Source organism: Paenibacillus illinoisensis NBRC 15959 (assembly GCF_004000925.1).
Classification (GTDB): domain Bacteria; phylum Bacillota; class Bacilli; order Paenibacillales; family Paenibacillaceae; genus Paenibacillus; species Paenibacillus illinoisensis.
The window spans coordinates 36,827-62,262 of the sequence record NZ_BIME01000015.1 but is presented as its reverse complement, the minus strand read 5'-3'; the positions used below and the strand labels follow the sequence as shown (position 1 = coordinate 62,262).

Here is a 25,436-nt window from a genome sequence, read left to right as displayed (position 1 = left end):
CATGTTCAACCTGTTTAATCGTAACCGGATCAAGGATCCGCTCGGTGACCGCATCTTCATGACACTCAACTATATCTTTCTGTTCGCCATACTGTTAACGGTATTTTACCCCCTCTTGTATATCATCAGTTCTTCATTCAGCTCTTCACGAGCCGTTACATCCGGTCAAGTGTGGCTGTTCCCGGTGGACTTTAACATCAAAGCGTACATCTCCATTTTCAAAAGCCAGCAGCTCATGCTCGGTTTCTACAACACGATCATCTACACCGTGGTCGGCACATTCATTAACGTGGCCCTGACCGTCATGCTGGCTTATCCCTTGTCACGCAAGTCGTTCTATGGACGAGGAGCCATTATCATTTTCATGATGATTACGATGTTCTTCGATGGCGGTTTGATTCCAACCTACCTCCTGATGAAGGACCTGCACCTGCTCGATACACGCTGGGCGATGTGGCTGCCAGGGGCGCTCGCGGTGTTCCAGGTCATCGTAGCGAGAACCTTCTTCCAGTCTTCCATCCCGGAAGAGCTCGGAGAGGCGGCGGAAATGGACGGCTGCCGGGATATCCGGTATTTGATCAGTGTCGTTCTGCCGTTGTCGAAGCCCATCCTGGCTGTCATGACACTCATGTATGCCGTAGGTCACTGGAATGCGTATTTCGATGCCCTGATCTATCTGCGTTCCGAAAAGTTGTTCCCGCTGCAATATGTCCTGCGCAATCTGCTCATCCTGAATGCGGCTGATCCGGCGATGCTCGCCAATACCAGTCAGCAGATGCGGGATCAGGGCTTCGAGCAGGTATTGAAATATGCACTTATTGTTGTTGCAAGTATTCCAATTTTGATCATGTATCCGTTTGTACAGAAGCATTTTGTCAAAGGGGTCATGGTTGGTTCCCTCAAGGGATAATTCACAGAAATGATGCCCGGCTGGCCTCTTGAAAGGAGGTGGAAGGAACACGCCGGCTTCCGGGATCGGTTTTATACGAGTGCAGTAAACGAGTTGTATGCCGTTTTGAACAAAAAGGAGGAGTCAGATTGAGAAAATCTTGGATTTCGATGTTGTTTCTGGTCTTTGCTTCAATGGCTTTGTTGTCCGCATGCGGTTCATCCGAAGAATCGGGTGCAGGTAGCGACGGTAGCGGCGAGAGCGGTGGCCCTGTAACGATGACTTTCTTTGCCCCGCAAGGCAAAGCGTCCATGGAAGAGAATGAGTTCACCCAATTTATCGAAGACAAGTTCGACGTTACCCTGAAATGGGATCTGGCCCCGACAGACGCATTGCAGGACCGCAGACAATTGCTGCTCGCCAGTGGTGATTATCCCGAAGTGTTCCTTCACGGCAAGTTCACCACCTCAGATCTTCAGAACTATGGAAAACAAGGCGTGTTCCTTCCGCTGCAGGATCTGATCAAGGAATATGGCCCGAATCTGACCAAGATCATGGAAGAGAAGCCATATTTCAAAGAAGCCATCACAGCTCCGGACGGCAACATCTATGCCCTGCCGATTTTCAATGAATGTTACCACTGTACGTATGCACAGAAGTACTGGATCAACACGGAATGGCTCGATAACCTGGGCCTGAAAATGCCAACAACGACGGATGAACTGTACACGGTGTTGAAGGCGTTCAAGGAGCAGGACCCCAACGGTAACGGCAAGGCTGATGAGATTCCTCTCACTGGCGCACCGAACAAGTATGTATGGAATGGCAACATTGATGCCTACCTGATGAACAGCTTCATCTACAACGACAATGACAAATACCTGATCGTGAACGATGGCAAGGTAGATTTTGCAGCAAACAAGGATGAGTGGAAAAAAGGGCTGGAGTACATGAACAAGCTGTATGCGGAAGGCCTGATTGACCCGGCTTCATTCACGCAAAACGACCAGGCCATCGGACAGCTGGGAAATAAGGAAGGCGACGAAGTGGTCGGTTCCATTACGACGGCACTGGTCAGTTATCTCGTGAACACCTATGACAAAGATATTACACGTCACCAGCATTGGGAGATCGTTCCTCCATTGAAAGGACCGGATGGCGTACAGACAACAGGTGCTACACAGAGCGTAGGCGAGTTTGAGTTTGCCATCACGAACAAAGCAACAGAAGCACAGCAGATTGCGGCGATCAAAATTGTGGATTACATGTTCAGTGAAGAAGGTGCCCTGTACGCGGAATATGGCCCGACCGAAGGCAAGGGATGGAAGAAGGCTGATGCAGATGAGAAAAACATTAATGGTGAGCCTGCCAAGTACAGCTACTACAACCTGCCTGAACGTGACCCGAACGTTGTCGTTAACGAAAGCTGGTCCCAGATCGGAGCACATGACTTGTCCAATACATTCCGTAACCTGTTTGCCGAAGGTCAAAATCCATTAGAGGCAGAAGGCTACGGTACAAGGCTGGCTCAAGCGACCAATGTGTATGAACCATATGCACCAAAAGAAGTATATCCGGCAAATGTATTTATTCGTCCGGAGGATACCGAATCGGCAGCACAACTTACCACGGCCATCAAGGATTATGTGCAGACCAATATGGCACAGTTCATTATCGGCAGCAAAAGCATCGATAAGGAATGGGATTCATATGTCAAAGGCTTCGATGGACTGGGACTCAGCAATTACCTTGAGATCTACCAGCGTGCAATTGAGAAGGATCAATAATAGTTGAGGAATTCAAGATCGAGACTGTCCCGAAGTCACCAGTGACCGGGACAGTTTTATCCTTTGACAACCCCACTTCCTCCGATATAATACGGATTATTTATAGGTAGTTAACGACCAGAGCGAGTGGTTGTCGTCACATGTATAAACAGTGGTGGGGGGACCTTGGGGATGAACAACAATTGGTTTAGACGTTTGCTGCTTTCGTATCTGCCTGTGTTCTTTATTGTGACTACGATTCTATTTATTATCTTCTTTCAGATTTTCAATGAACAGAACCGCAAGGAAGCGCTAAAGGCCAATGAATTTCTGGCTTCACAAGTGACGCAGTATTTGGATAATTCCCTGCGCTCGATCGATTTCAAGGTGCTGCGTGAGATTTTGACCAATCCGAATCTGAAAAATTATTACGCGGTAACCGGAAGTGATGATGTCTATGCCGGCATTCAGGCAGTTCAGGTTATCGACGAATTGAAAATAGAATATCCGTTAATCGACTCCATTTATATGGTCCGTTACAGGGATGATAAGGTATTCAGCAATGGCAAGCCCGTGCCCATCGAGGAGTTCCCGGATGCGGCATTTATAGAAGACAGCCGGGCTGCAGAAACGCAGAAATGGGTCGGCGGAAGAACTTTCAGGGCCTTTCCCACAGAGGAAGGGAAACAAGTCATTACACTGATCCGTGGAGTTGGCAATGGGAGTGGGCTGATTGTGGTAAATGTTGATCTGCAGACGCTGCAAAAGTCCATTATGCAGATGTACGATCCCGAGTTCACCTTCGTCAATATCTACAATCGATCAGGCGGCAATCTGTGGGACAGCGGTGTGACAGAAGAGCATGCAGTCCAAGCCTCTTCCGGCGAAGTTTTCTCTGAATTCACTTCCAGCTACAGCGGGTGGAAGGTACAGACAGGGCTGAACAATGGCAAAGTCGTCAAATTTGCCCTGAAATTCTACAATATCTGGTTTGTGTTTGCCGTGGCTGTTGTTCTGATTGGTGTAGTGTGGGTGATCTATGTAACGCGCAGGAATTATAAGCCAATTCAGCAGATTGTCACGTTAATCGAGACGGTGGCTTCACAGAAACAGCCAGGCATGAGCTATGCCAAGGAGAATGAGTTCCGATTTATCCAGACGACTCTGGAGCAAATGATTGACCAAACGAAGCAGTATCAGGAGGAATACGAAGAGAATCTGATTTTGAAGAAAAAATACTTCTTTCAGGAACTGCTGGAGGGAACGAAGGAGTTTACCGGAGATGAGCTCTTGGCCGAGATGAACAAGTTCAGCCTGCCACGATTGGATGACAGATGGACCGTGATGGTCGTGGAGATCGATCGCTACTCCCGCTTCATTGATGAATACCATGTGCAGGACCAGTCCCTTCTGAAATTTGTATTGTCCAGCATTTTGCAGGAGAGCGCCCGCAAGGAAGATACAGAGGTATGGGCGGAGTGGATCTCGGACCATCGGCTGTATGCCATCTTATGGTTACCGGAGACGCCGCAGCCGGAGGAGAGTGAGCGCAGACTGCTCGAAGGTTATCTGGACCAGGTCGAGCAGTATCTGAACTTCACGGTAACCATCGGAATTGGACGGGTAGCTGTGGACCTGCGTGGTCTCAGAGCATCCTTCAAGGAGGCTGTCCATGCGCTCGATTACAAAGCGGTACTGGGTGTAAACCGGATTATTCCGTACGGTGATGTACCGGGCTCAACCAATGACGTGTATGAATTCCTGAAGACCATATCGCTGTTGGTACAGGCGATGCGGCTGTCCGATGACGATTGGGACAAGCATTTTGACAGGCTGTTTGAGCAAATTCATGCCTCAATGTTGTCCCGTCAGGAAATCATGAACACGATCCAGCTACTGTTCCAGCATGTGAACCGGGAATTCGCAGAGCTGCCGCGTGAATACCACGAGCTGTGGGCGGAGGTTATGGGTCATCTGCTTCGCAATCTGGAGGATTGGGAGACCGCTGAAGATCTGCGGGAATTATGCAAGGAAGGCTTCCAAACACTTGCCGGGCAGATGCAAACACTGCGTTGTGCCAAAAAACACCGGACACATATTCTGGAGATTCGCAAGTATATCGAAGAGAACTATAACAATCCAGATCTGTCTTTGAATTATTTGAGTGACCTGTTCGATATTAATCCGAAATATTTAAGCAAGCTTTTCAAGGATGAGATTGGTGAGAAATTTGTGGATTTGCTGATCAGTCAGCGGATTGAGAAGGCCAAACAGTTGATGCAGGAGACGGATAAGGCCATTCAGGAGATCAGCGAGGAAGTCGGATACACGAATTACAATTCATTCAACCGGGCCTTCAAAAATGTGGTAGGGGTCGCACCGAGCGATTACCGAAAAGCCATTTGATCTCAAGTGGAACACAAGCAGCAAGCCAAGCCAAATGCATAAGGAGAATGTGCACATGGATTATAGAGATGCTTCGTTACCGATCCCCGAGCGGGTACAGAGTTTGCTTGAACAGATGACTACGGAAGAGAAAATTGGCCAGCTGATCCAGCCGATGGGCTGGAAGACATACCGGAAAGAGTCGGATGGCACCGTACAAGTGACGGAGGAATTCAAAGAAAATATCGCGCAAGGTGGCGTTGGTTCTCTATACGGCGTGCTTCGTGCTGACCCGTGGACCGAGGTAACACTGGAAACCGGGTTGACCCCGGGACAGGGAGCGGCTGCCACCAATGAAATTCAGCGCTATGCGATTGAAAACTCGCGTCTGGGCATTCCCATTTTGTTCGGGGAGGAATGTTCGCATGGCCATATGGCGATCGGGGCAACGGTATTTCCGGTGCCGCTGACCGTAGGAAGCACGTGGAACACGGAATTGTACCGCAAGATGTGTGAGGCGATTGCGGTCGAGACTCGCAGCCAGGGCGGAGCAGCTACCTATTCGCCTGTGCTGGATGTGGTGCGGGACCCAAGATGGGGACGGACCGAGGAGTGTTTTGCCGAAGACCCATATCTGATTGGTGAATTGGCTGTGGAAGCGATCAGGGGATTACAGGGAGACCGTCTAGATTCGGACCGGACCATTCTGGCAACGCTGAAGCATTTTGCGGGATATGGAAGCTCGGAAGGAGGGCGTAATGCCGCTCCTGTGCATATGGGTCTGCGCGAGCTGCACGAGGTAGACCTGCTGCCTTTCAAAAAGGCGGTGGAGGCCGGCGCATGCTCTGTGATGACTGCGTACAACGAAATTGACGGTGTACCGTGCACTTCCAGCACGTATCTGTTGAATGATCTCCTGCGCGAGCAGTGGGGCTTTGAGGGGTTTGTCATCACCGATTTTGGTGCCATTCAGATGCTGGTCAGCGGACACAACACAGCGGAGAACGGGGAGCAGGCCGTAGCTCAGTCTCTTCAAGCGGGTGTGGACATGGAGATGTCCGGATTCATGTATCGTAAACATCTGGCGAAGGCACTGGAGCAGGGATTGATTCATCATCAGGATCTGGATACAGCGGTATGGCGGATTCTGGAGATGAAGTTTAGATTGGGGCTGTTTGAGCAGCCTTATGTCGACCCAGAATTCGCCGAGCGAGTGATTGGTTGCGAAGAGCATGTAGAGCTGGCAAGGAAGGCAGCCCAGGAAGGGATTGTTTTGCTCAAAAATGAGGAGAATCTCCTTCCGCTCAGCAAGACGGGTCCGAAGATCGCAGTACTGGGTCCGAACGCCAACCATACGTATAACCAGCTGGGAGACTACACCTCTCCACAACCGAGTGGACAGATCGTTACAGTGCTGGAAGGCATACGCCGCAAGGTTGGTGCTCATGCGGATCAAATTCTGTACGCGCCCGGCTGCCGGATTAAAGGCGATTCCAGGGAGGGCTTTGCGCAAGCACTCGCTTGTGCTGAACAGGCCGACGTAGTTGTGATGGTTATGGGCGGATCAAGCGCTCGCGACTTCGGAGAAGGCACAATTGATCTACGGACGGGTGCATCGGTAGTAACGGATAATCCATGGAATGATATGGAATGTGGTGAAGGTATCGACCGTTCATCGCTAAATCTGATGGGTGTGCAGCTGGAGTTGGTGCAGGAGGTATATAAGCTGGGCAAACCCGTGGTTGTCGTATATATAAACGGGCGACCTATTGCAGAGCCTTGGATCGACGAGCATGTGCATGCCATTTTGGAGGCCTGGTACCCGGGTCAGGAGGGCGGCAATGCGGTGGCAGACATTCTGTTTGGAGATGTGAATCCTTCCGGGCGTTTGACCATCTCCATCCCCAAACATGTCGGACAGCTCCCCGTGGTTTACAATGCCAGACGTACGCGTGGGAAGAGATATCTGGAGATGAATCTGGAGCCGCAGTATCCGTTTGGCTTCGGGCTCAGCTATACCGAATTCGAGTATGACCATGTGAGAGTTGTGCCTGAAATGATTGAACCGAATGGTGAGGCTGAGGTCCAGGTGGAGGTCACGAATAAAGGTCAGGTAGCCGGAGCTGAGGTTGTGCAATTCTATATAACAGACGAAGCTGCCTCTGTTACTCGGCCGGAAATGTCACTTAAGGGTTTTCGCAAGATCTATCTGGAGCCCGGACAGACCCAAACGGTTACTTTTAACGTGAATGCAGAGCACCTGAAGCTCATGGACTCCCGCCATCAGTGGGTGGTTGAGCCGGGCAAGTTCCGTCTGATGGTTGGCAGCAGCTCTAAGAAGTGGAAGGCATGCGATTTACAAGTGCGAAGTGAGGTGGGACCGGTATGATTCGGATAAGCCGATTTATAGAGGATATGTCACAGCAGCAATGGTTAGCGAAGGTGGAGCTGCCCGAATGGCAGATGCAGAAGGCCAGATATATACGGCCTGGAGAATACCGGATGGAGCAGGAAGAAGCCTCTGTCCAATCTGTGAATCCCCTTCATAGTACACACGGAACGACTTATTTTATGAGCAAGCTCATTGAAATCCCTGGCGATTGGGAGGATCATGCCATTGCTTTGACTTTTGAAGCGGGTGGTGAAGGGCTGCTGAAGGTGAACGGCAAGTCATATCACGGACTGGATCGCAATCATTGGCTGGTCCCGCTTCCCAGAAGCCGGGTTGGGGCATCACCCCTGCTGGAGATTGAGCTGTATGATCCCATTCCGGAGCCGCACGATCCACTGAATCGCCAGGCGGTCATACAATCGCCGATTCGGGGCATACATACAGCCCTCGTACATATCAATCGTCCTCTGCAAAGTCTCATGTATAGCGTAACGGTGCTTGCAGAATCGCTAAAGGCATTGCCTGAAAAAGATCTGAAGCGTACCCGGCTGGTTCGGGCCATTCACCAAATCATGGATGAGATGTACAACGAGCCGAGACGGTGGATTGAGCCAGCGTGGGTGCAGCGCTTCGAACAATTGCTTGCACAGTCCGTGCAGGAGCAGGATCCGGAAGAACAACGGGATGGATTCATGCATCTTGTGGGACAGTCACATATTGATATCGCCTGGCTCTGGCCTGTACGGGAAACCGTGCGCAAGTCCAGCCGTACCTTCTCCACAATGTGTACCTTAATGGACGAACATCCGGGGTTCGTGTATTCACAGAGCCAGCCTCAGCTATATGCCTTCGTGAAGGAGCATTATCCGGACCTGTACGAACGGATCAAAGCTCGCATTGCGGAGGGTCGATGGGAACTCGTCGGTGGCATGTGGGTAGAGCCGGACTTGAATATCCCGAGCGGCGAGTCCCTGGTGAGACAGATTCTGTACGGACAGAACTTCTACCAGGAGGAGTTTGGCAAGCGCTCAAGCATCGAATGGTTGCCGGACACTTTCGGCTACTGTGCGTCCCTGCCGCAAATACTTCAGCTTGCGAATGTTCCCTATTTCATGACCACCAAGCTCAACTGGAATGACACCAATGTGTTTCCTTACGACCTGTTTGACTGGGTAGGCATAGATGGTACCTCAGTGCTGGCGTATCTCAATCACGGGGTGAATGAGCATACGCGTCCCAAGGATGTGGATGAACACTGGCAATCCTATAAACAGAAGGATCTGCATCCGGAGCAAATGCTCCTCTATGGACATGGAGACGGTGGGGGCGGGGTTACACATGAGATGGTTGAGTTTGCGGAGCGTGCCCAGTTCATGGTGGGTCAGCCGATCAGCACATTCAGTACGGCGCAGGCCTTTTTCGAAGGGATTTCGACCGATAATCCGACGCTGCCGAAATGGCATGGCGACTTGTATCTGGAGCTGCATCGTGGAACGTATACGACGCATGCGCGAAATAAACGAAGCAACCGCAAGGCGGAAGTGCTGTATCGGGATGCGGAGATCTGGGGTCAGTTTGCCGGGTCTGAGGCAGATTGGGCGAAGAGTGCGCTGAAGGAGGGCTGGAAGCTGATTATGCTTAATCAGTTCCATGATATTATCCCCGGCACGTCCATTCCGGAAGCGTACGTTACATCAGCGGAAGAGTACACGAAGGTATTCGAATTGGGCACGGCGGCTTTGGATAGTAACCTTGGCTATCTCACAGAACGCATTGCAACAGATGGTTCAGACGGTTTGCCGTACGTTATATTCAATAGTCTGGGCTGGGAGCGCGGAGAAGTGGTGACCCTTAGTGGGGGTGCTGAACTCAGCGGGATGGCAGCGTTTGACCAGAACGGTAATCGGATGGATTGTGATCTGGTGGAAAAGGAAGACGTACGGACCCTGTCTGTCGTTATCCCATCCATCCCTGCGTTTGGTTATACGACGATATGGCTTTGCCCAGACAAGCATTCAGCTCCAGCTGCATGGATGGAGGACTCTTTCCCTTCCAGCTGGGAGACCCCATTTTATATGGTTGAATTCAACGAGATCGGCGAGATTACCAGATGGTACGACAAATCTGTGGGTCGGGAGTGGTTGAAGCCAGGGGACAAGGCGAATGAACTGCAATTTTTCCACGACAAACCGACCTACTGGGATGCATGGGACATTGATCCGAGGTTCGAATCTCAGCCTGCAGGTAAGGTTCAGCTAATCTCGAAGGAGGTTGTACAGCGGGGTGAAGTCAAGGATGTACTGCGGTTTCGCTGGAAGTTGAATGAATCTGACATCAGCCAGGATATCTTATTTTATCATCATCAGCGCCGGGTGGATTTCCAGACAAAGGTCAGCTGGAATGAGAGTCATAAGCTGCTCAAGGTAGCCTTTCCGGTGGATCTGGTGGCTGCCAAAGCAGCGTATGAAATCCCGTTTGGTGCGCTGGAACGGCCGACACATAACAACACCAGCTGGGAACAGGCACAGTTTGAGGTCTGCGGGCATCGCTGGGCGGATATCTCCGAGGGCAATAGCGGAGTAAGTCTGCTGAATGACTGCAAATATGGATACGACATCAAGGATCGGACAATTCGCCTGTCTCTGCTGCGTGCTCCGAAGTGGCCGGATGAACATGCCGATCAGGGCGAACATGAATTTACGTATTCATTATTGCCCCACCAGGGAGATTGGCGAGAAGCCGGGGTCGTACGTCAGGCGATGGAGCTGAATCATCCGGTTCAGGCCGTTGCCGCAGGCAGGCATGCGGGCGTCCTACCTGCGGAGCATGCCTGGATTGATTATCAGAGCAAGCATGTCATCCTGGATACGGTTAAGGCCTCGGAAGATGGTACGGGAACGATACTTCGCTTCTATGAATCGTCAGGTGGCCGGGAGACGGTACAGGCCGAGTGGAAAGACCGGAATGTGGAGGCATCGATCGTCAACCTGTTGGAGGATGAAATTAATCCGCTTACTTCTCAGAAAGGCGCATTCGAGCTGACATTTAGACCCTATGAGATCAAATCGGTGAAACTTCGTCCTGTTGATTAAGGATTAGCCAGGCATTGCCTAGACAGGCCGCTTGGAACCCACACGATAAATGACGTAAAAGGATATAAAAAAAGATGCTCGATTGATATGTGACTGCGACTCATACTTTAGTTATGATGAGGAAGAGTCGAGGAAGATTCGCTTCTCTATCATTGACGTTCATATCATCTGAATATCGGCTCGGACAGTATCCTGTTTTGAAAATACCAATTCACGGGAGGGCATGACATGACATTAACGAACAAGATCGGTGTAATTGTGGATAGCTTCGGCGTAGGTGTGCGTGAAGGGTTGAAAAAGGCCAAGGATGTGGGTGCTGAAGGTGTGCAAATCTATGCGGTCAAGGGAGAGATGGATCCGGAAAATCTGTCTCCCGCGGCACGCAAGGAGCTAAAAAGCTATATTGATTCCCTGGGTCTTGAAATTTCAGCCCTGGTCGGCGACCTGGGCGGTCACGGATTTCAGGTGAAGGAAGATAACCTATGGAAAGTCGAGAAGTCTAAGCGCATCGTGGATCTGGCACTTGATCTGGGTACCCATATTGTGACGACCCATATTGGCATTGTCCCGCATGACCCTGCCTCAGAGGTATACGCTACGCTGCACGCAGCATGTGAAGAGCTTGGTCAGTATGCAAAAAGTGCAGGGGCGTACTTTGCAATTGAGACAGGACCGGAGACGGCAGCTGATCTGAAAGGATTTCTGGATACCCTCTCAACAAACGGGGTTTCAGTCAATTTTGACCCGGCTAACATGGTGATGGTGACGGGTGATGACCCGGCTCAGGGTGTGCGTCTGCTGAAGGACTACATCGTACATACCCATGTGAAGGATGGTGTACGCCTGAAGGAAGTCGATCCAAGGGATGTATACGGGGCAGTGGGCTATGCGCCGATGGATCATGAGAAAATTGCCGAAATGGTATCCTCAGGAACCTTTTTCCGCGAGGTGCCGCTCGGAGAGGGTGGAGTGGATTTTGACAGCTATTTTGCTGCCCTTCAAGAGATTGGTTATACAGGGTACCTGACGATTGAGCGCGAAGTCGGCGATCAGCCTGAACAGGATATCCGCAAGGCGGTTGAATTTATCAAACAATACCGTTAGGGAGCTGAGAAGATGAAAGTGGGCCTGAGTACGTATAGCTTGTTGAACGATTTGAAGTCGGGCGAGATGACGGTTCTGGACGTGATCGACTGGATTGCGGCAAATGGCGGCGAGCATATGGAAATGGTCCCGTACGGCTACACGGTGGAAGATAACCCGGAGCTGGCTGATGCGATTCGGGAGCGTGCTGCTTCCGCAGGCATAGAGCTGTCCAATTATTCGATGCCAGCCAATTTTGTACAGGAGACGGAAGAGGCCTTTGAGGAAGAAATGGCCCGGGTCAAAAGGCATGTCGATGTCGTGCACCGAATGGGTGTCAAACATATGCGTCATGACGTGACGGCCTTTACCTTGCCGAAAGAAAACATGACCATTACCTGGTTTGAGCAGCATCTGCCGCTCATGGTTCGGGGAAGCCAGATTATCGCGGACTATGCCGCACAGTTCGGCATTACAACGACGATTGAGAACCATGGGTTCAGTGTGCAGGCAAGCGATCGGGTGCAACGAGTGCTGCAAGCTGTAGACCGCCCCAATTTCAAAACAACGCTGGACATTGGCAATTTTATGTGTGTGGATGAGCATCCGATAATCGGTGTCATGAAGAACTTGCCATACGCTTCCCTGGTGCATTTCAAGGACTTTTATTTCCGTCCATATGATGAACATCCGGGTGGTGGTGATTGGTTCACCACAACTCATGGCAATTTTCTGCGCGGAGCCATTGTGGGGCATGGAGATATCCCAATCCGGAAAATTGTGAAGCTGATCAAGGAATTCGGATATGATGGCAACATTACGGTGGAATTCGAAGGCATGGAAGAGTGTAAGTCCGCATCCCGAATGGCGATGGACAACCTGCGCCGATTTTGGAAAGAAGCATAAGGCAATCATTCGATTTTATATCTCGGGCCACTTTACTTTAAAGTGGCTTTTTTGGCTCTTTTACACGATTGTATTCGTGCAGACCGATCTGCGAGTGTCCTCTCAGTAAGCTAACATATATTGGTTCTGTGCAAGGATCAAGTTACGATCGTCACAAGTGTGATATACTGAATCTATTCAGCCTGGAAATTTACTGGCTATGGATGGGAGAGATCACTGATCTATGCAGGTATTCGAGGACTGGAATCAAAAGGTGAAAAAAACATTTAATGCGACAAACCCCGCGGTTGTACTGACGGTTTCGGAGGCAGGCAATCTGCTCGGTTTATCTAAAGATCAAATGAAACTGTATGTGGACAAAAACAAGTTAACCAAGGTGCCCATTATGCGAAGCGTACATCGGTATTTGTTGCTGGAGAGCGAGATTGCCGACATCGTTAAGAAGAACAAATCCATATAGTCCTACATCAGCCATCTTACCGACATGAGTTCGGGAGGTGGTTGTTTTTGTTTATACGGGCGGAGGGGCTTCACCGGATTCGTCCTTCTTGTATTCTGCTCCATCGTTATGCTTCGTTATCCTGGACGCACACCTATGATAGCCGAAATAACGCCAATCTTCACCCTATTGAAATGGTGTCTGATCTATGCCAGCTTCGCGGCGCTTGTACCGGGAATATTGATTGTGTTGACCCATTATATCAGGAGAGTCCTGGGATAAGATCCGACCGGAAAGGGTATTGCTTTAAAGAAGGAAATACCTGCTTGTCAAAGGACAACCTGTCCTATATACTCATGTCGCAAGCGGCAGGAATGGTTATCAAAACATGAGCTTAAGGAGATGAAGAACGCATGGCGATTAGTTTGAATGTGTATCTTGTAACGGATGGAAACGGAAAGGAAGCAGTCGCGTTCTACAAAGAGGTTTTTAACGCAGAAGTGTTGGCAATTCAGACATTCGGTGAAGGTCCGTCAAGTCCGGATCATCCGATTCCGCCAGAAGCCAAGGACCGCATCATGCATGCTTCTCTGCAGATCGGGGGCTCAGTGCTCATGTTGTCGGATACGTTCCCCGGCATGCCTCATGTCATTGGTAACAACATCAGTGTTACCGTGAATACGGATACCGCAGATGAAGCCAAGCACATTTTCAACAAACTCGAAGATGGCGGAGAGGTGAAAATGCCAATCCAGGAGACATTCTGGAGCCCGGCATACGGCATGGTTACGGACAAGTACGGCGTTCAGTTCCAAATTAGCTGTACACCTGGCCAAGCCTAGCTAATTGTCTTCGACGCTATCCTTAAAAAGCAAAGACCTCCACTGCCTGATTTTCATCACGCGAGCTGGAGGTCTTTTTGGCTTAGACTTGCTTTTGAATCTTGGAAGGATTGTTGATCTTATAGGGCACTGGATTTCGAGTGAGCTTCTTCTTAATGATCTTTGCTTCAAAAGTCAGGACATCCCCGATTTCAAGCTCCTGCTTTTTCATCGTGGCACTATGGCTGGACCAGGCTTCACCAAGTTCAACGTGATCAGGTTCGGTGATGGCCACTCCTTCATAAACGATAACTTCATCATCATTATCGGAGAAATGGTTTGGAACCGTTGTAAATTCCTTGACGACTGCCGTCATTTTCACTTTGCCTTCAGGCAGGTCAATCTTGACCGATTTCGCCTTGCTTGCCGTCTTCGCCTTCGGTTTCGCTTCACTGCTTGTCCCGCCTTGTGGGCCAACATATTCCTCTACAAGTCCATCCGGGTCACCTTTCAGTCCGGAATGGCTTTCCCCGGCATCGATGTCCATGTCATTCAGATCAGATGGAATATCGTCTGAATCGGATATGGTATCCAAGTTGACTGAAGCAGTAACAGCATGAGCTGTGTCCTCTGTCCGGGATATGTTCAATGGCTCACTCGCCTTATCCGTTTCTGCTGCCGCCACGGATCTTACATTGTAGCTCGACGCTTGCATCTCTTTCAGATAAGAGGGATGAATGCAGTGTTTTTGTTCATTATCCAGTTGGATGACGGCAGCCATATGATCCACATAACCAATGATGGTACAGGGCGTGTTCAGTCCGTTTCCTTTATAGTAGAACGTTTTGAGCTTGGTTGCTTTACCCGAAAGCAGGCCCCACTCCTGGCACTTTTCAATGAGTTCCTCATCGTTGTCTAGGGGAATGTACTGCTGAGGCTCTATCATAAAAGCATATGTCATTTCGTGATTCCGCCTTTCCCATTGTTTCTCCATTCATCGTTTCCAATTTACAATCAGTGTATCACAAGTATATACCCGGAGATGCATTTTATAAAAGTCGACCAAAGGCATGCCTATGGTATAATTTGAGGAGAATACAGGACAGAAATTTGTTATAGAACCTTATTATACATATCTTCTGAAAGGATGATCACCATGGAGAAAAAAGTGAATCCCCAAGCTCTATGGCTTGGATTAGGCCTAGCACTCGGAGTGAGCATTGGTACGGCAACGGATCAGCTCGCGCTTGGCATTGCTTTTGGCGTGGCCCTTGGCGTTGTGATTGGATCAGTGGTAAGCAAACGGGCGATTGCTGGTACGGAAGATATGTTGAAGGAACATGTCCGTGAACTCCGTAGACAGGAAGACTGGGAAGAGGCACTTCAATCTTCGGAGGATCATCCCGTACTCATCCTGAAGCACAGCACCACCTGTCCGATCAGCGCGAGGGCGTACCGGGAGTTTATTGCATTTGTGGGCTCCAATGCGTCCGATCCCAGACAGCAGATGGACTATCATATCGTCAAAGTCATCGAGAATCGCCCGCTCTCCCGCCGGATTGCGGAGGAAACAGAGGTACATCATGAATCACCACAGGTGCTGCTTCTGGATCAAGGGCAGGTCATCAAGCACACATCCCACGGCAAAATCACGAAAAAGAGACTGCTGCAATGGGCGCAGAATCCGTTTGGATAAAGGTCAAATCACCGATAGACTCGTTTTCTTTCAGCCATTGGCGAAGGAACGGGTCTATTTTTACGTTTTTTTTACACCCTGGCAGGGATTTCTTTACCCCCTTTTTACAGCGTTCAGGTATAAGATTTTACACGTAGCAGGTTGGAAGAACGGTAGAGAGAGGGAGGAAGGGCATATGGTCAGTGATGCTGCGATGATCGGATTAGTTGTGCTGCTGTTCGTGGTGTTCTGGAGTTTCATTAAATTCTGCGAGAGAGCCTAGGGCTATAGCCAGGGAGGGGAAGGTGCATATGACCGCTATAGGAATGATTGTACTGGCACTTATGGTCTATCTGGGCTATGTGCTCGTGAAGCCGGAGAAATTCTGAATCATTTGGATCGCAGATTAGGGAGGAACTATGGATATGGGTAGCGGTTTATTACAAGTGGCGGTCACGCTGCTGATCATCATCCTGCTGGTAAAACCGGTGGGTAGTTATCTGGTCAAGGTATTCGATGGCAAGCGGACAGGACTGGACCGGATCTTTGGAGGACCTGAACGACTGCTCTATCGATTAATGGGGGTTCGGGAGAATGAGTCGATGGGCTGGAAAAAGTACCTTTCAGCTGTGCTCATTTCCAACTTCGTCATGTTGATTTTGATGTTTTTGGTGCTGCGGCTGCAGCAGTTTCTGCCGCTCAACCCGGATGGCATCAGCAACATGCCTGCAGCGCAGGCGTTTAATACAGCAGCATCCTTCATGACCAACACCAACTGGCAGTCGTATACGGGCGAGAATGCCCTGTCGTATCTGTCACAGATGCTGGCCGTGACGTTCCCGATGTTTACATCGGCGGCAACGGGCTTCGCTGTAGCAATTGCATTCATCCGCGGACTGGTTGGCCGGAGGGATGAACTGGGGAACTTTTATGTCGACCTGGTACGGTCGATTACAAGAATCTTTTTGCCGCTGAGCTTCATTGTGGCCTTATTCCTGGTCTTTCAGGGTGTGCCACAGACGCTGGCAGGGGCGGTAAACGCGACCACGCTGGAAGGCGGAGAGCAGACAATCACTCGCGGATTGGTTGCTTCACTCGAGTCGATTAAACACATTGGTACGAATGGCGGCGGCTGGTTTGGAACCAATGCAGCGCATCCCTTCGAGAATCCAACTGCGCTGGCGAATCTGGTCCACATTGTCTGCATGATGCTGCTGCCCACTGCACTGGTGTATGCATTCGGACTGATGGTAAACAACCGGAAGCAAGGCTGGGCATTGTTTGCAGCGATGAGCTTTCTGTTTCTCGTGATGCTCACGACTGTTTTTGTATCGGAGTACCGCGGTGTACCTGCGCTGGATGCCGCCGGCATTCAAGGGAACATGGAGGGGAAAGAGGTCAGGTTTGGGATAGCCGAATCGGCGTTATTCACGGCAGTGACTACAGCTGCGACAACGGGATCCGTCAACAATATGCATGAGTCGCTCACGCCGCTCGGCGGAATGGTGGCACTTGCCGAAATGATGCTCAATAACGTATTTGGCGGTAAAGGGGTGGGCCTGCTTAACGGATTGCTGTACGTCATTCTGGCCGTGTTTATCTCCGGACTGATGGTAGGACGGACACCTGAATTTCTGGGCAAAAAAATTGAAGGGAAAGAAGTAAAGCTCGCATCGATCGCGCTGCTGATTCATCCCTTGATTATTTTGGCTCCAACTGCGCTGGCGCTTATGCGGCCTGAAGCGGTAGCCTCGATTTCAAATTCAGGCATGCATGGCCTGACCGAAGTGCTTTATGCTTTTGCATCGGGTGCTGCCAATAATGGGTCCGCTTTTGCCGGACTGAATGCCAATACCGACTTTTACAATATCGCCATTGGTGTGGTGATGCTTCTGGGAAGGTACATCTCCATGATTGCCATGCTCGCGATTGCAGGATCCCTGGCAACGAAACGAGTAGTTCCGGTAACAACGGGTACACTTCGCACACATACCCCTTTATTTGCAGGGATTCTGGTGATGATGATTGTGGTGGTCGGAGCGCTCACCTTCTTCCCATCACTGGCGCTTGGGCCGATCGCTGAGCATTTGGCGATGCTCCGGTAATGGACGGACAGTCTATGAAGTGGATTACGGGAAGTACAGCAAGGATGTTAAGCATGGAGGTGCACGAAATTAATGGGTGCTATAGAGCGAAAGAAGGAACACATGGTGGAAGGAACAAGTAACCAAGCAATTGCAGAAACAGACAACGAAACATACAGACCAAGCGGAAAGGGTGAGGGAAAGGAGATTAATCCCCGCCAACAAGGTCCAGGCAAAAGGAGATTAAGCGGGGACATCGTACGGCAGGCTTCTCTGGACGCCTTTAAGAAACTTAATCCGATGGTCATGATCAAAAATCCCGTCATGTTTATCGTGGAAGTTGGCACGTTCATCACGCTGCTCTTATGTATCGATCCGGATCTTTTTGCTGCATCGGAAGCGGGACGGGGGTACAACGTAGCGGTGTTCCTCATCCTGTTGTTCACACTACTGTTTGCCAACTTTGCTGAAGCGCTCGCCGAAGGCCGGGGCAAAGCCCAGGCAGATACCCTGCGCAAGACGAAATCGGATACGACCGCCAAATTGATGCAAAAGGATGGGACAATTCGGCAAGTATCATCGACTCAGTTGAAAAAGGGAGATATTGTCCGCGTGGAAGCAGGAGAACTGATCCCCACGGACGGCGAGATTATTGAAGGATTGGCCTCCATAGACGAATCGGCCATCACGGGTGAATCAGCTCCGGTCATCAAGGAAGCAGGCGGTGATTTTTCCTCCGTAACGGGAGGTACACGAGTCACTTCCGACTATATCGTCATGCGGGTACAGACCGATCCGGGAGAATCCTTCCTTGACCGGATGATCTCTCTGGTTGAAGGTGCGCAGCGTCAGAAAACGCCAAACGAAATCGCGCTGACCACGCTGCTGGCCGTATTGACCCTGATTTTCCTGATCGTCATTCTGACGATGGTTCCGATGGCGAGTTACCTAGGCATTCGCCTTGATTTGGCGACACTGATTGCCTTGCTGGTTTGCCTTATTCCTACAACAATAGGGGGCCTGTTGTCCGCAATCGGGATTGCCGGAATGGACCGGGTCACGCAGTTCAACGTGCTCGCCATGTCAGGGAAAGCAGTGGAAGCGGCAGGGGATATTGATACGCTGATTCTGGATAAGACCGGAACAATTACGTACGGAAATCGCATGGCCTCCGAGTTCATTCCCGTTCAGGGTGTGACCGTGCAGGAGATGACCCGGGCAGCGCTGCAGGCCTCGGTTCGTGATGAGACGCCGGAAGGACGCTCCGTGGTGGAGCTTGCAGGCAAGCAGGGAGAGCGCTGGCCAGAGCAGGAATATGCAGATGCGGAAAGTGTGGAGTTTACCGCCGAGACCCGTATGTCGGGTCTCAATCTTGGCAGCGGAATGCAGATTCGCAAGGGCGCAGTGGATGCCATCAAGCATCATATTGCTTCCCGGGGTGGACGAATTCCTGCCGATCTGGATGACATCGCCAATCGCATTGCCAAGGCTGGAGGCACTCCCCTTGCTGTTGCGATCGATGACCGGATCTACGGTGTAATCTACCTGAAGGATACAGTGAAGCCGGGTCTGAAGGAGAAGTTTGCCGAGATGCGGTCCATGGGTATCAAAACGATCATGTGTACAGGCGACAACCCTCTTACAGCAGCCACGATTGCACTGGAAGCAGGCGTGGATGACTTTATTGCTGAAGCGAAGCCGGAAGACAAGATCGCCGCGATCAAAAAAGAGCAGCAGGCAGGCAAGCTCGTCGCCATGACCGGCGACGGGACCAATGATGCGCCTGCCCTGGCGCAGGCCGATGTGGGCCTGGCGATGAATTCGGGTACCATGGCGGCCAAGGAAGCGGCCAACATGATTGACCTGGATTCCGACCCGACCAAGCTTCTGTCGGTGGTCTCCATTGGGAAGCAGCTTTTGATTACACGCGGGGCGCTAACCACCTTTTCGATATCGAATGATATTGCGAAATACTTTGCCATTATCCCGGCAATGTTTATTATCGCTATGCCGCAGCTCCAATCGCTGAATATTATGAATCTGGCTTCACCGCAATCAGCCATTCTGTCGGCATTGATCTTTAACGCAATCATCATCCCGCTGCTCATTCCGATTGCGATGAAGGGCGTGAAGTACCGGGCCATGTCAGCCGAGCGGCTGCTCGGACGCAATGTGTTGATCTATGGCGTGGGTGGCGTGATCGTGCCCTTTATCGGGATTAAGCTGATTGACATGATTCTTTCGGGACTGCATCTGGTGTGATACTAACTCCTATAAATTGGACTCCTTTTTACACGAAAACAGAGAGGGCAGAACAAATCTGTAGAAACGAAGCGTTCGCCTAAAAGCATTTTGCAAGAAAGCTACATCGGAAGCCTAAGCTATCCACGGATTTTTCCATGAGGAGAATAGATCAAAAAATCCGTGGATAACAGCGATCGGAAGATGGGGCTGTAATCGAAGTGATACAGTGTAACGCTCAATTTTGTTTTAAAATAACGAATTCAGGATGTGACTGATATGAAGACCATACTGCCTGCCATCCGCTTGTCAGTTGTACTTATGCTGATCTGCGGCATCGTGTATCCGATGGTGACGACTGCTGCGGCACAGCTGCTGTTTCCAGCAGAAGCGAATGGGAGCCTGATTACCCAAAACGGAAAAGTGATCGGTTCATCCCTGCTGGCACAGGAAGTAAAATCACCGGACATGTTCCAACCCCGTGCATCAAACGCGAGTTATGACCCGACGGCATCGGCAGGCTCCAATCGGGCAGTAGCTTCGGCGGAGTATATTGGTGAGATGAAAGATAAGATTGCTCAGCTTAGACAGGAAAATCCCACACTACAGCAGATTCCTGCCGATCTGGTGACGGGTTCGGGCTCAGGTCTGGATCCTGACCTTTCACCGGAAGCAGCAAAAGCACAGATCCCGCGAATTAGTCAGGCGACAGGTCTTAGTGAGCAGCAGCTCGTAGAACTTGTGGAAGCGCATGTTCAAGGGCGTCAGCTCGGCATATTCGGAGAGCCTCGTGTCAATGTGACTGCACTGAATCTGGCGCTGACAGCAGAGCTCAATTAGCCTGCAGAAATATATCTGAGCTCAAGTCAAAAGCGGCATGGATCGCCTTATCTATCATTGGCCTTCTTCCGGATTTCGGAAGGGGCTTTCTCCATTTTCGATAAATTGGGAGTGGAAAGGAGACATCAACGAATGCATGAAAGCTTCAAGCGCAGATCAGCCGAGGACCTCCTGAAGATGATTACGAAGCTGCAGCAGGGCACGCTCACCATCTATATCGGTCCGGTCAGCGGTTCTGGCAAAACCTATCATATGTTAAGAGAAGGAAATACGCTGCGCCAGCAAGGCATTGATGTGGTGATCTGCGCGGTATCGACCATGCAAAGACCGGAAACCGTGGAACAGCTCGGCGAGCTTGAACGGATTCCGAGTATCCACTGGTGCCGTCAGAGAGATGGCATGGAGATGAAGGATCTCAATATTGAAGCTCTGCTGGAGCGCAATCCGGAAGTGGTGCTCGTTGACGGACTGGCGCATAGAAACCGCGAGGGAGCTCTGCATGCTACGAGGCTGGAGGATATTCAGTATTTACTGAAACACAACATCAGTGTGATCACAACGGTGAACGTCTACGAGCTGGAGGGGTATACCGAACTGGCCCGTAAACTCACAGGTATTGCGGCAGAGTATACCGTTCCTGCGGGGACACTTGAATTGGCTGACGAAGTGAAGCTGATCGATGTGACACCGGAAACGGTTTTGACCCGGCTTGCCGAAGGACATTTGAAGGGGTATGAGGGAGAGGCATTGTTTCGACAAGGCAATTTGGGCATTTTACGGGAACTGGCGCTGAAACTCGTTGCCGAAGGAGTCAATGAATCCCTGCGGGAACACCGGGAAGAGATGGGTATTACCATGACAACAGGCATCATGGAACGGGTGCTGGTGTCGACTCAATATCATTGGAATGGATCCATTTATATTCGGAGAGGGCAGCAGATTGCGAAGAGACTGAATGGTGATTTATGCGTGGTCACGTTCCGCGATATGAAGAAGGCATTAACCAAGGAAGCCACGGTATTTCGCCGAAACATGATCAAGCTGGTGGAGAAATTCGGAGGAGCATTCGAGGAATTGCCCATGACGCATCGTCGCAGGATTCCATCCACCTTGGCACGTTATGCTGCCAGGCAGCAGATTACCCGAATTGTGATGGGTCACTCACGTCATACCCGCTGGCAGGAGTTATGGCAAGGTTCTGTCATCAACTCGCTCTTGCACAAGCTGCAGGGGGTAGATCTGTTCCTGCTTGCAGACCGAACCGAGCTGGATGGGGAACGATTACTTCCCGCAAAATTGCCGGATACCCGTAGCACAACCTATCGCAGATTAAGCGATCAAGAAGTGAAAAAACAGATCGGCCAGATTCAGCGAGGCAAATTCAAAGTATACATCGGTGCAGCCCCGGGTGTAGGTAAAACCTATATGATGCTGCGGGAAGGCAACGATCTGCTCCGTAAAGGCATTGATGTTCGAATTGGCTTGCTAGAGACGCACAATCGGGAAGAGACCATGGAACAGATCGGACAGCTGCTTGTCATTCCACGGGATCGTCGGACATATCAGGGAGTAGCGTTGGAGGAGATGGATACAGAGGCTATTCTTCGCCTTTGCCCGGAAGTAGTGTTGGTGGATGAACTGGCCCATACCAATGTGCCCGGAAGCGTAAGGAAAAAACGTTACGAAGACGTGCTCCATCTGCTGGATGCAGGTATCTCGGTAATCACGACTGTTAACGTGCAGCATTTGGAAAGCCTGAACGATGCCGTAGAGCACATAACGGGAATTCGGGTCCGGGAGACGGTACCGGATCAGATTCTGCAAATGGCAGATGAAGTGCAGTTAATCGATGTTGCACCCCAGGCCTTGCGGCAGCGCATGCGGGAAGGTAAAATCTATGCAGCAGCCAAGGTGGAGCAGGCACTAGCGAATTTCTTCCGCATTGGCAATCTGATTGCATTGCGGGAACTTGCCCTGCGTGAACTGGCTGATGATGTGGATGAACGGCTGGAAGCGAAGGAGCAAAAAAGTGCGCTTCGGGGCCCTTGGCGAAGACAGGAAGCGGTCTTTGTCTGTGTAAGCAGTGACAAACATGCGGAGCGGTTAATTCGCCGTGGTTTTCGCACGGCTTATCGGTTGAAGGCCGTATGGCATGTACATCATGTACATGTAGGCAGGGCAATGAGTGACGAAGTAAAGGATCAGCTGGAGGCCCTGGAACAGCTAACCATCAGGCTGGGTGGGAAATTTCATATTCATCACAGTGAGAAACTGAGGGAAGTATCAAGTATTTTGGCAAGCAAGGCAGCAGAGGAAAAAGCAACGCAGCTGGTGGTTGGTCAAGCGAAGAGGCTCTGGTGGCTAAATGGCTATCGTGGTGCCGGATCGGTGATCAATCGGCTGGTACGGCTGTCCAGACATATGGATGTATTAATAGTTGCAGATTACGATTATGATCCAAGCGGGATGTGAACAGTACAGTGCCTGAACGAAACACAGAAGAGAAGGGGAATCCTCCTTTGCACCGGGTTTCCCAATATGTATGGGTAACCATTGGCATTACCTTGTTAACCCCACTGCTTCATGTCATCGGCATGAGTAGTGATCTGGTTAACGTCTCACTCATTTATCTGTTTCCCATTTTGGTGAGCGCCGTTTACTGGGGATTGGGCCCTGCAATCTACGCAGCGAGTCTTAGCGTAATCATGTTTGACTTCTTTTTTGTACCTCCGAATCTCAGTTTTACCGTTGCGGATCTGCGATATATTTTTTCCTTTATTGTGTATTTGGCCGTAGCGGTGTTAACAGCCACCCTTTCCAGTCGCTTACGTCAGCAGCTGGAGATGGTTAGGCAGCGTGAAGCCACTACCAATTCATTGTATGCGCTCAGCCGCCAGATGACGGCTGTTACGGATCTGGATACACTGCTCCATCATATTGCGAAGCAAGTATCATACACACTGGGTACCCAGGCTGCCGTATATTTGCCTGATGCTCATGATGAGCTGAAAGTAACAGCATCTGCCGATGACCTGGGAACCGCAGTCTGGGGCGGAGAGGAATCAGAGATCGCGATTGCCAAGTGGGTGTACAGGAATGGCGAAACTGCGGGGAGAGGTTCTACCATCCTGCGGGAATCTTTGGGTCTATACGTTCCCTTGCGTACGGAGGATCAGATACACGGCGTGCTTGCCGTCCGTATGGAGGCCAGGGATATTCATGAGCAGCGGGAACAGCTGCAATTGCTGGAGGCCTGTGGAGGGCTGGCGGCCAGTGCAATTGCTCGCGTCAAACTGGCAGAGGAAGCAAGGGTGGCACAGATGACTGCCGAATCAGAGCGCATTCGCACGGCTTTGCTGGACTCTGTGTCCCACGAACTGCGGACGCCCTTAACGACGATCATTGGATCCGCTACAGGATTGATCGAGAATGACGCCATATTTACCCCGGAAGACCGGAAGGAGCTGACGGGCAATATTCGGGATGGTGCCATGCGCATGAACCGATTGGTGAGCAATTTACTGGGCATGGTGAAGCTGGAGAGCGGTATGCTGCAGCTGCGCAGGAAATGGTGTGACGTCGGGGACATGATCAGCGTGGTGTTAACGCAAGTAAGGGAATTCAGCAAGCATCGGAGCATTCGTGTGGATTTGCCGGATCAACCGTTATTTATATGTGGAGATGAAGTGCTGCTGGAACAGGTGCTGATCAATGTGGTTAGCAATGCCATTAAATATTCTCCTGACTATAGCGAGATTGTCCTCACTGTTACGAGGGATGAGAGAAACGCCAGGCTGACCATTGTGGTAGCGGACAATGGTGTAGGTATTCCTGATGCTGACAGGGAGCGGATTTTTGAAAAGTTTTACCGGTCGGAATCCTCTCGTCATGTGACGGGCACAGGACTGGGACTGGCTATATGCAAAGGGATTGTTGAAGTTCACGGAGGAACGATTGAAGCAGATCCCAATCCGGGAGGCGGAACACGAATGAGCATCTGTTTGCCCATGGAAGTGCCGGAAGCATTATTTCCCTATAGAGGACAAAGAGAGGTTGAGTAACATGACGGCATCGCAAGGGGCTCGCATATTGGTTGTAGATGATGAACCACAGATTCGCAAACTGCTGAAGGTGACCCTGCAGGCCCATCAATTCGAAATTCATGAATGTGCAGATGGCGACGAGGCTGTCATTCAGGCGAGTATCGTTCATCCAGATCTGATTATACTCGATCTGGGTCTGCCGGGGATGTCCGGGATGGACGTGCTGCATCGCGTTCGCGAATGGTCCCAGGTGCCCATTATTGTACTGACGGCGAAGGAGCGCGAGGAAGACAAGATTGCTGCGCTTGACGGTGGGGCCGATGACTATGTAACGAAGCCGTTTGGCATGGGTGAACTGGTTGCCCGGATTCGGGTTGCGCTTCGCCATGTAGCGAAGACAACCGATGAACCTGTACTGCGTTTTGGATCACTCACTATAGATCTGGCACAAAGGCAGGTGGAGCTGGACGGTTTGCCGATCAAATTAACACCCACAGAGTACGATATGCTCAAGGTTCTGGCCTCCAACGCCGGAAAGATCATTACCCAGCGCCAGCTGCTGCAGCAGGTATGGGGCGGGCATCATCACGAATCTGATAGTCATTATCTGAGGGTCTACGTGGGTCATCTGCGCAAAAAATTAAAGGAAGACCCTACGCAGCCGCGATTCATCCAGACCGAGCCGGGAATTGGCTATCGCTTTTTGCTTCAGGATTAGTTTGGAAATGTAATAAGAATCCCATAAAAAAGCGCCGGAGCCTCCTGGATTTACAGAGGTCT

At 50.7% G+C, this 25,436-nt stretch carries 18 protein-coding genes; 17 read left to right on the top strand and 1 reads right to left on the bottom strand.

Annotated features, from left to right (window positions below; all coding sequences use genetic code 11):
• Position 1: 1 nt before the first annotated feature.
• From PIL01S_RS26295 to PIL01S_RS26255, 9 genes are all read left to right on the top strand, one after another.
• Positions 2–910, top strand: a complete 909-nt coding sequence (locus PIL01S_RS26295) for a carbohydrate ABC transporter permease (RefSeq protein WP_095293099.1) — start codon at positions 2–4, stop codon at positions 908–910.
• Positions 911–1,038: 128 nt separating this feature from the next.
• Positions 1,039–2,676, top strand: coding sequence for a type 2 periplasmic-binding domain-containing protein (locus PIL01S_RS26290; RefSeq protein ID WP_127540539.1), 1,638 nt, complete (start codon positions 1,039–1,041; stop codon positions 2,674–2,676).
• 171 nt (positions 2,677–2,847) lie between these two features.
• The gene (locus PIL01S_RS26285; RefSeq protein ID WP_127540537.1) at positions 2,848–5,061 is read left to right on the top strand and encodes a helix-turn-helix domain-containing protein; all 2,214 of its coding nucleotides are present in this window, start codon (positions 2,848–2,850) and stop codon (positions 5,059–5,061) included.
• Between the two features lie 55 nt (positions 5,062–5,116).
• Positions 5,117–7,429, top strand: coding sequence for a glycoside hydrolase family 3 N-terminal domain-containing protein (locus PIL01S_RS26280; RefSeq protein WP_127540535.1), 2,313 nt, complete (start codon positions 5,117–5,119; stop codon positions 7,427–7,429).
• Entirely contained in the window at positions 7,426–10,524 is a 3,099-nt protein-coding gene (locus PIL01S_RS26275; protein ID WP_127540533.1) for an alpha-mannosidase, read from the top strand. The genes PIL01S_RS26280 and PIL01S_RS26275 overlap by 4 nt, the downstream gene beginning before the upstream one ends.
• 228 nt (positions 10,525–10,752) lie before the next feature.
• Positions 10,753–11,628, top strand: a complete 876-nt coding sequence (locus PIL01S_RS26270; protein ID WP_127540531.1) for a sugar phosphate isomerase/epimerase family protein — start codon at positions 10,753–10,755, stop codon at positions 11,626–11,628.
• 12 nt (positions 11,629–11,640) lie between these two features.
• Positions 11,641–12,513, top strand: a complete 873-nt coding sequence (locus PIL01S_RS26265) for a sugar phosphate isomerase/epimerase family protein (protein WP_127540529.1) — start codon at positions 11,641–11,643, stop codon at positions 12,511–12,513.
• 223 nt (positions 12,514–12,736) lie between these two features.
• Positions 12,737–12,973 (top strand): MerR family transcriptional regulator, encoded by a 237-nt coding sequence (locus PIL01S_RS26260; protein WP_127540527.1) that lies wholly within the window; start codon positions 12,737–12,739, stop codon positions 12,971–12,973.
• Positions 12,974–13,365: 392 nt separating this feature from the next.
• Positions 13,366–13,794 carry a VOC family protein gene (locus PIL01S_RS26255; RefSeq protein WP_127540525.1) on the top strand — a complete coding sequence of 143 codons (429 nt, stop codon included), beginning with the start codon at positions 13,366–13,368 and terminating at the stop codon, positions 13,792–13,794.
• Between the two features lie 82 nt (positions 13,795–13,876).
• Here the strand turns inward: PIL01S_RS26255 and PIL01S_RS26250 are convergent, their stop codons facing one another.
• A complete protein-coding gene (locus PIL01S_RS26250) occupies positions 13,877–14,734 on the bottom strand; it encodes a hypothetical protein (protein WP_127540523.1) in 858 nt (285 codons plus the stop codon).
• Between the two features lie 195 nt (positions 14,735–14,929).
• Here PIL01S_RS26250 and ytxJ point away from each other — a divergent pair, with 195 nt between their 5' ends.
• The 8 genes from ytxJ (at position 14,930) to PIL01S_RS26210 (ending at position 25,374) form a co-directional block, all read left to right on the top strand.
• Entirely contained in the window at positions 14,930–15,469 is a 540-nt protein-coding gene (gene ytxJ / locus PIL01S_RS26245) for a bacillithiol system redox-active protein YtxJ (RefSeq protein ID WP_246058571.1), read from the top strand.
• 290 nt (positions 15,470–15,759) lie between these two features.
• On the top strand, positions 15,760–15,837 hold the full coding sequence (locus PIL01S_RS30195) for a potassium-transporting ATPase subunit F (RefSeq protein WP_127540645.1): 78 nt from the start codon (positions 15,760–15,762) through the stop codon (positions 15,835–15,837).
• Positions 15,838–15,873: 36 nt separating this feature from the next.
• A complete protein-coding gene (gene kdpA, locus PIL01S_RS26235; RefSeq protein WP_127540521.1) occupies positions 15,874–17,553 on the top strand; it encodes a potassium-transporting ATPase subunit KdpA in 1,680 nt (559 codons plus the stop codon).
• Between the two features lie 72 nt (positions 17,554–17,625).
• The gene (kdpB, locus tag PIL01S_RS26230) at positions 17,626–19,794 is read left to right on the top strand and encodes a potassium-transporting ATPase subunit KdpB (protein WP_246058570.1); all 2,169 of its coding nucleotides are present in this window, start codon (positions 17,626–17,628) and stop codon (positions 19,792–19,794) included.
• Between the two features lie 258 nt (positions 19,795–20,052).
• Entirely contained in the window at positions 20,053–20,613 is a 561-nt protein-coding gene (gene kdpC / locus PIL01S_RS26225) for a potassium-transporting ATPase subunit KdpC (RefSeq protein ID WP_127540519.1), read from the top strand.
• Positions 20,614–20,745: 132 nt separating this feature from the next.
• Positions 20,746–23,085 (top strand): histidine kinase, encoded by a 2,340-nt coding sequence (locus PIL01S_RS26220; protein ID WP_127540517.1) that lies wholly within the window; start codon positions 20,746–20,748, stop codon positions 23,083–23,085.
• A gap of 8 nt (positions 23,086–23,093) precedes the next feature.
• Positions 23,094–24,674 carry an ATP-binding protein gene (locus PIL01S_RS26215; protein ID WP_246058569.1) on the top strand — a complete coding sequence of 527 codons (1,581 nt, stop codon included), beginning with the start codon at positions 23,094–23,096 and terminating at the stop codon, positions 24,672–24,674.
• 1 nt (position 24,675) lies between these two features.
• Positions 24,676–25,374 (top strand): response regulator, encoded by a 699-nt coding sequence (locus PIL01S_RS26210; RefSeq protein ID WP_127540515.1) that lies wholly within the window; start codon positions 24,676–24,678, stop codon positions 25,372–25,374.
• The last annotated feature ends 62 nt before the right edge of the window (positions 25,375–25,436 follow it).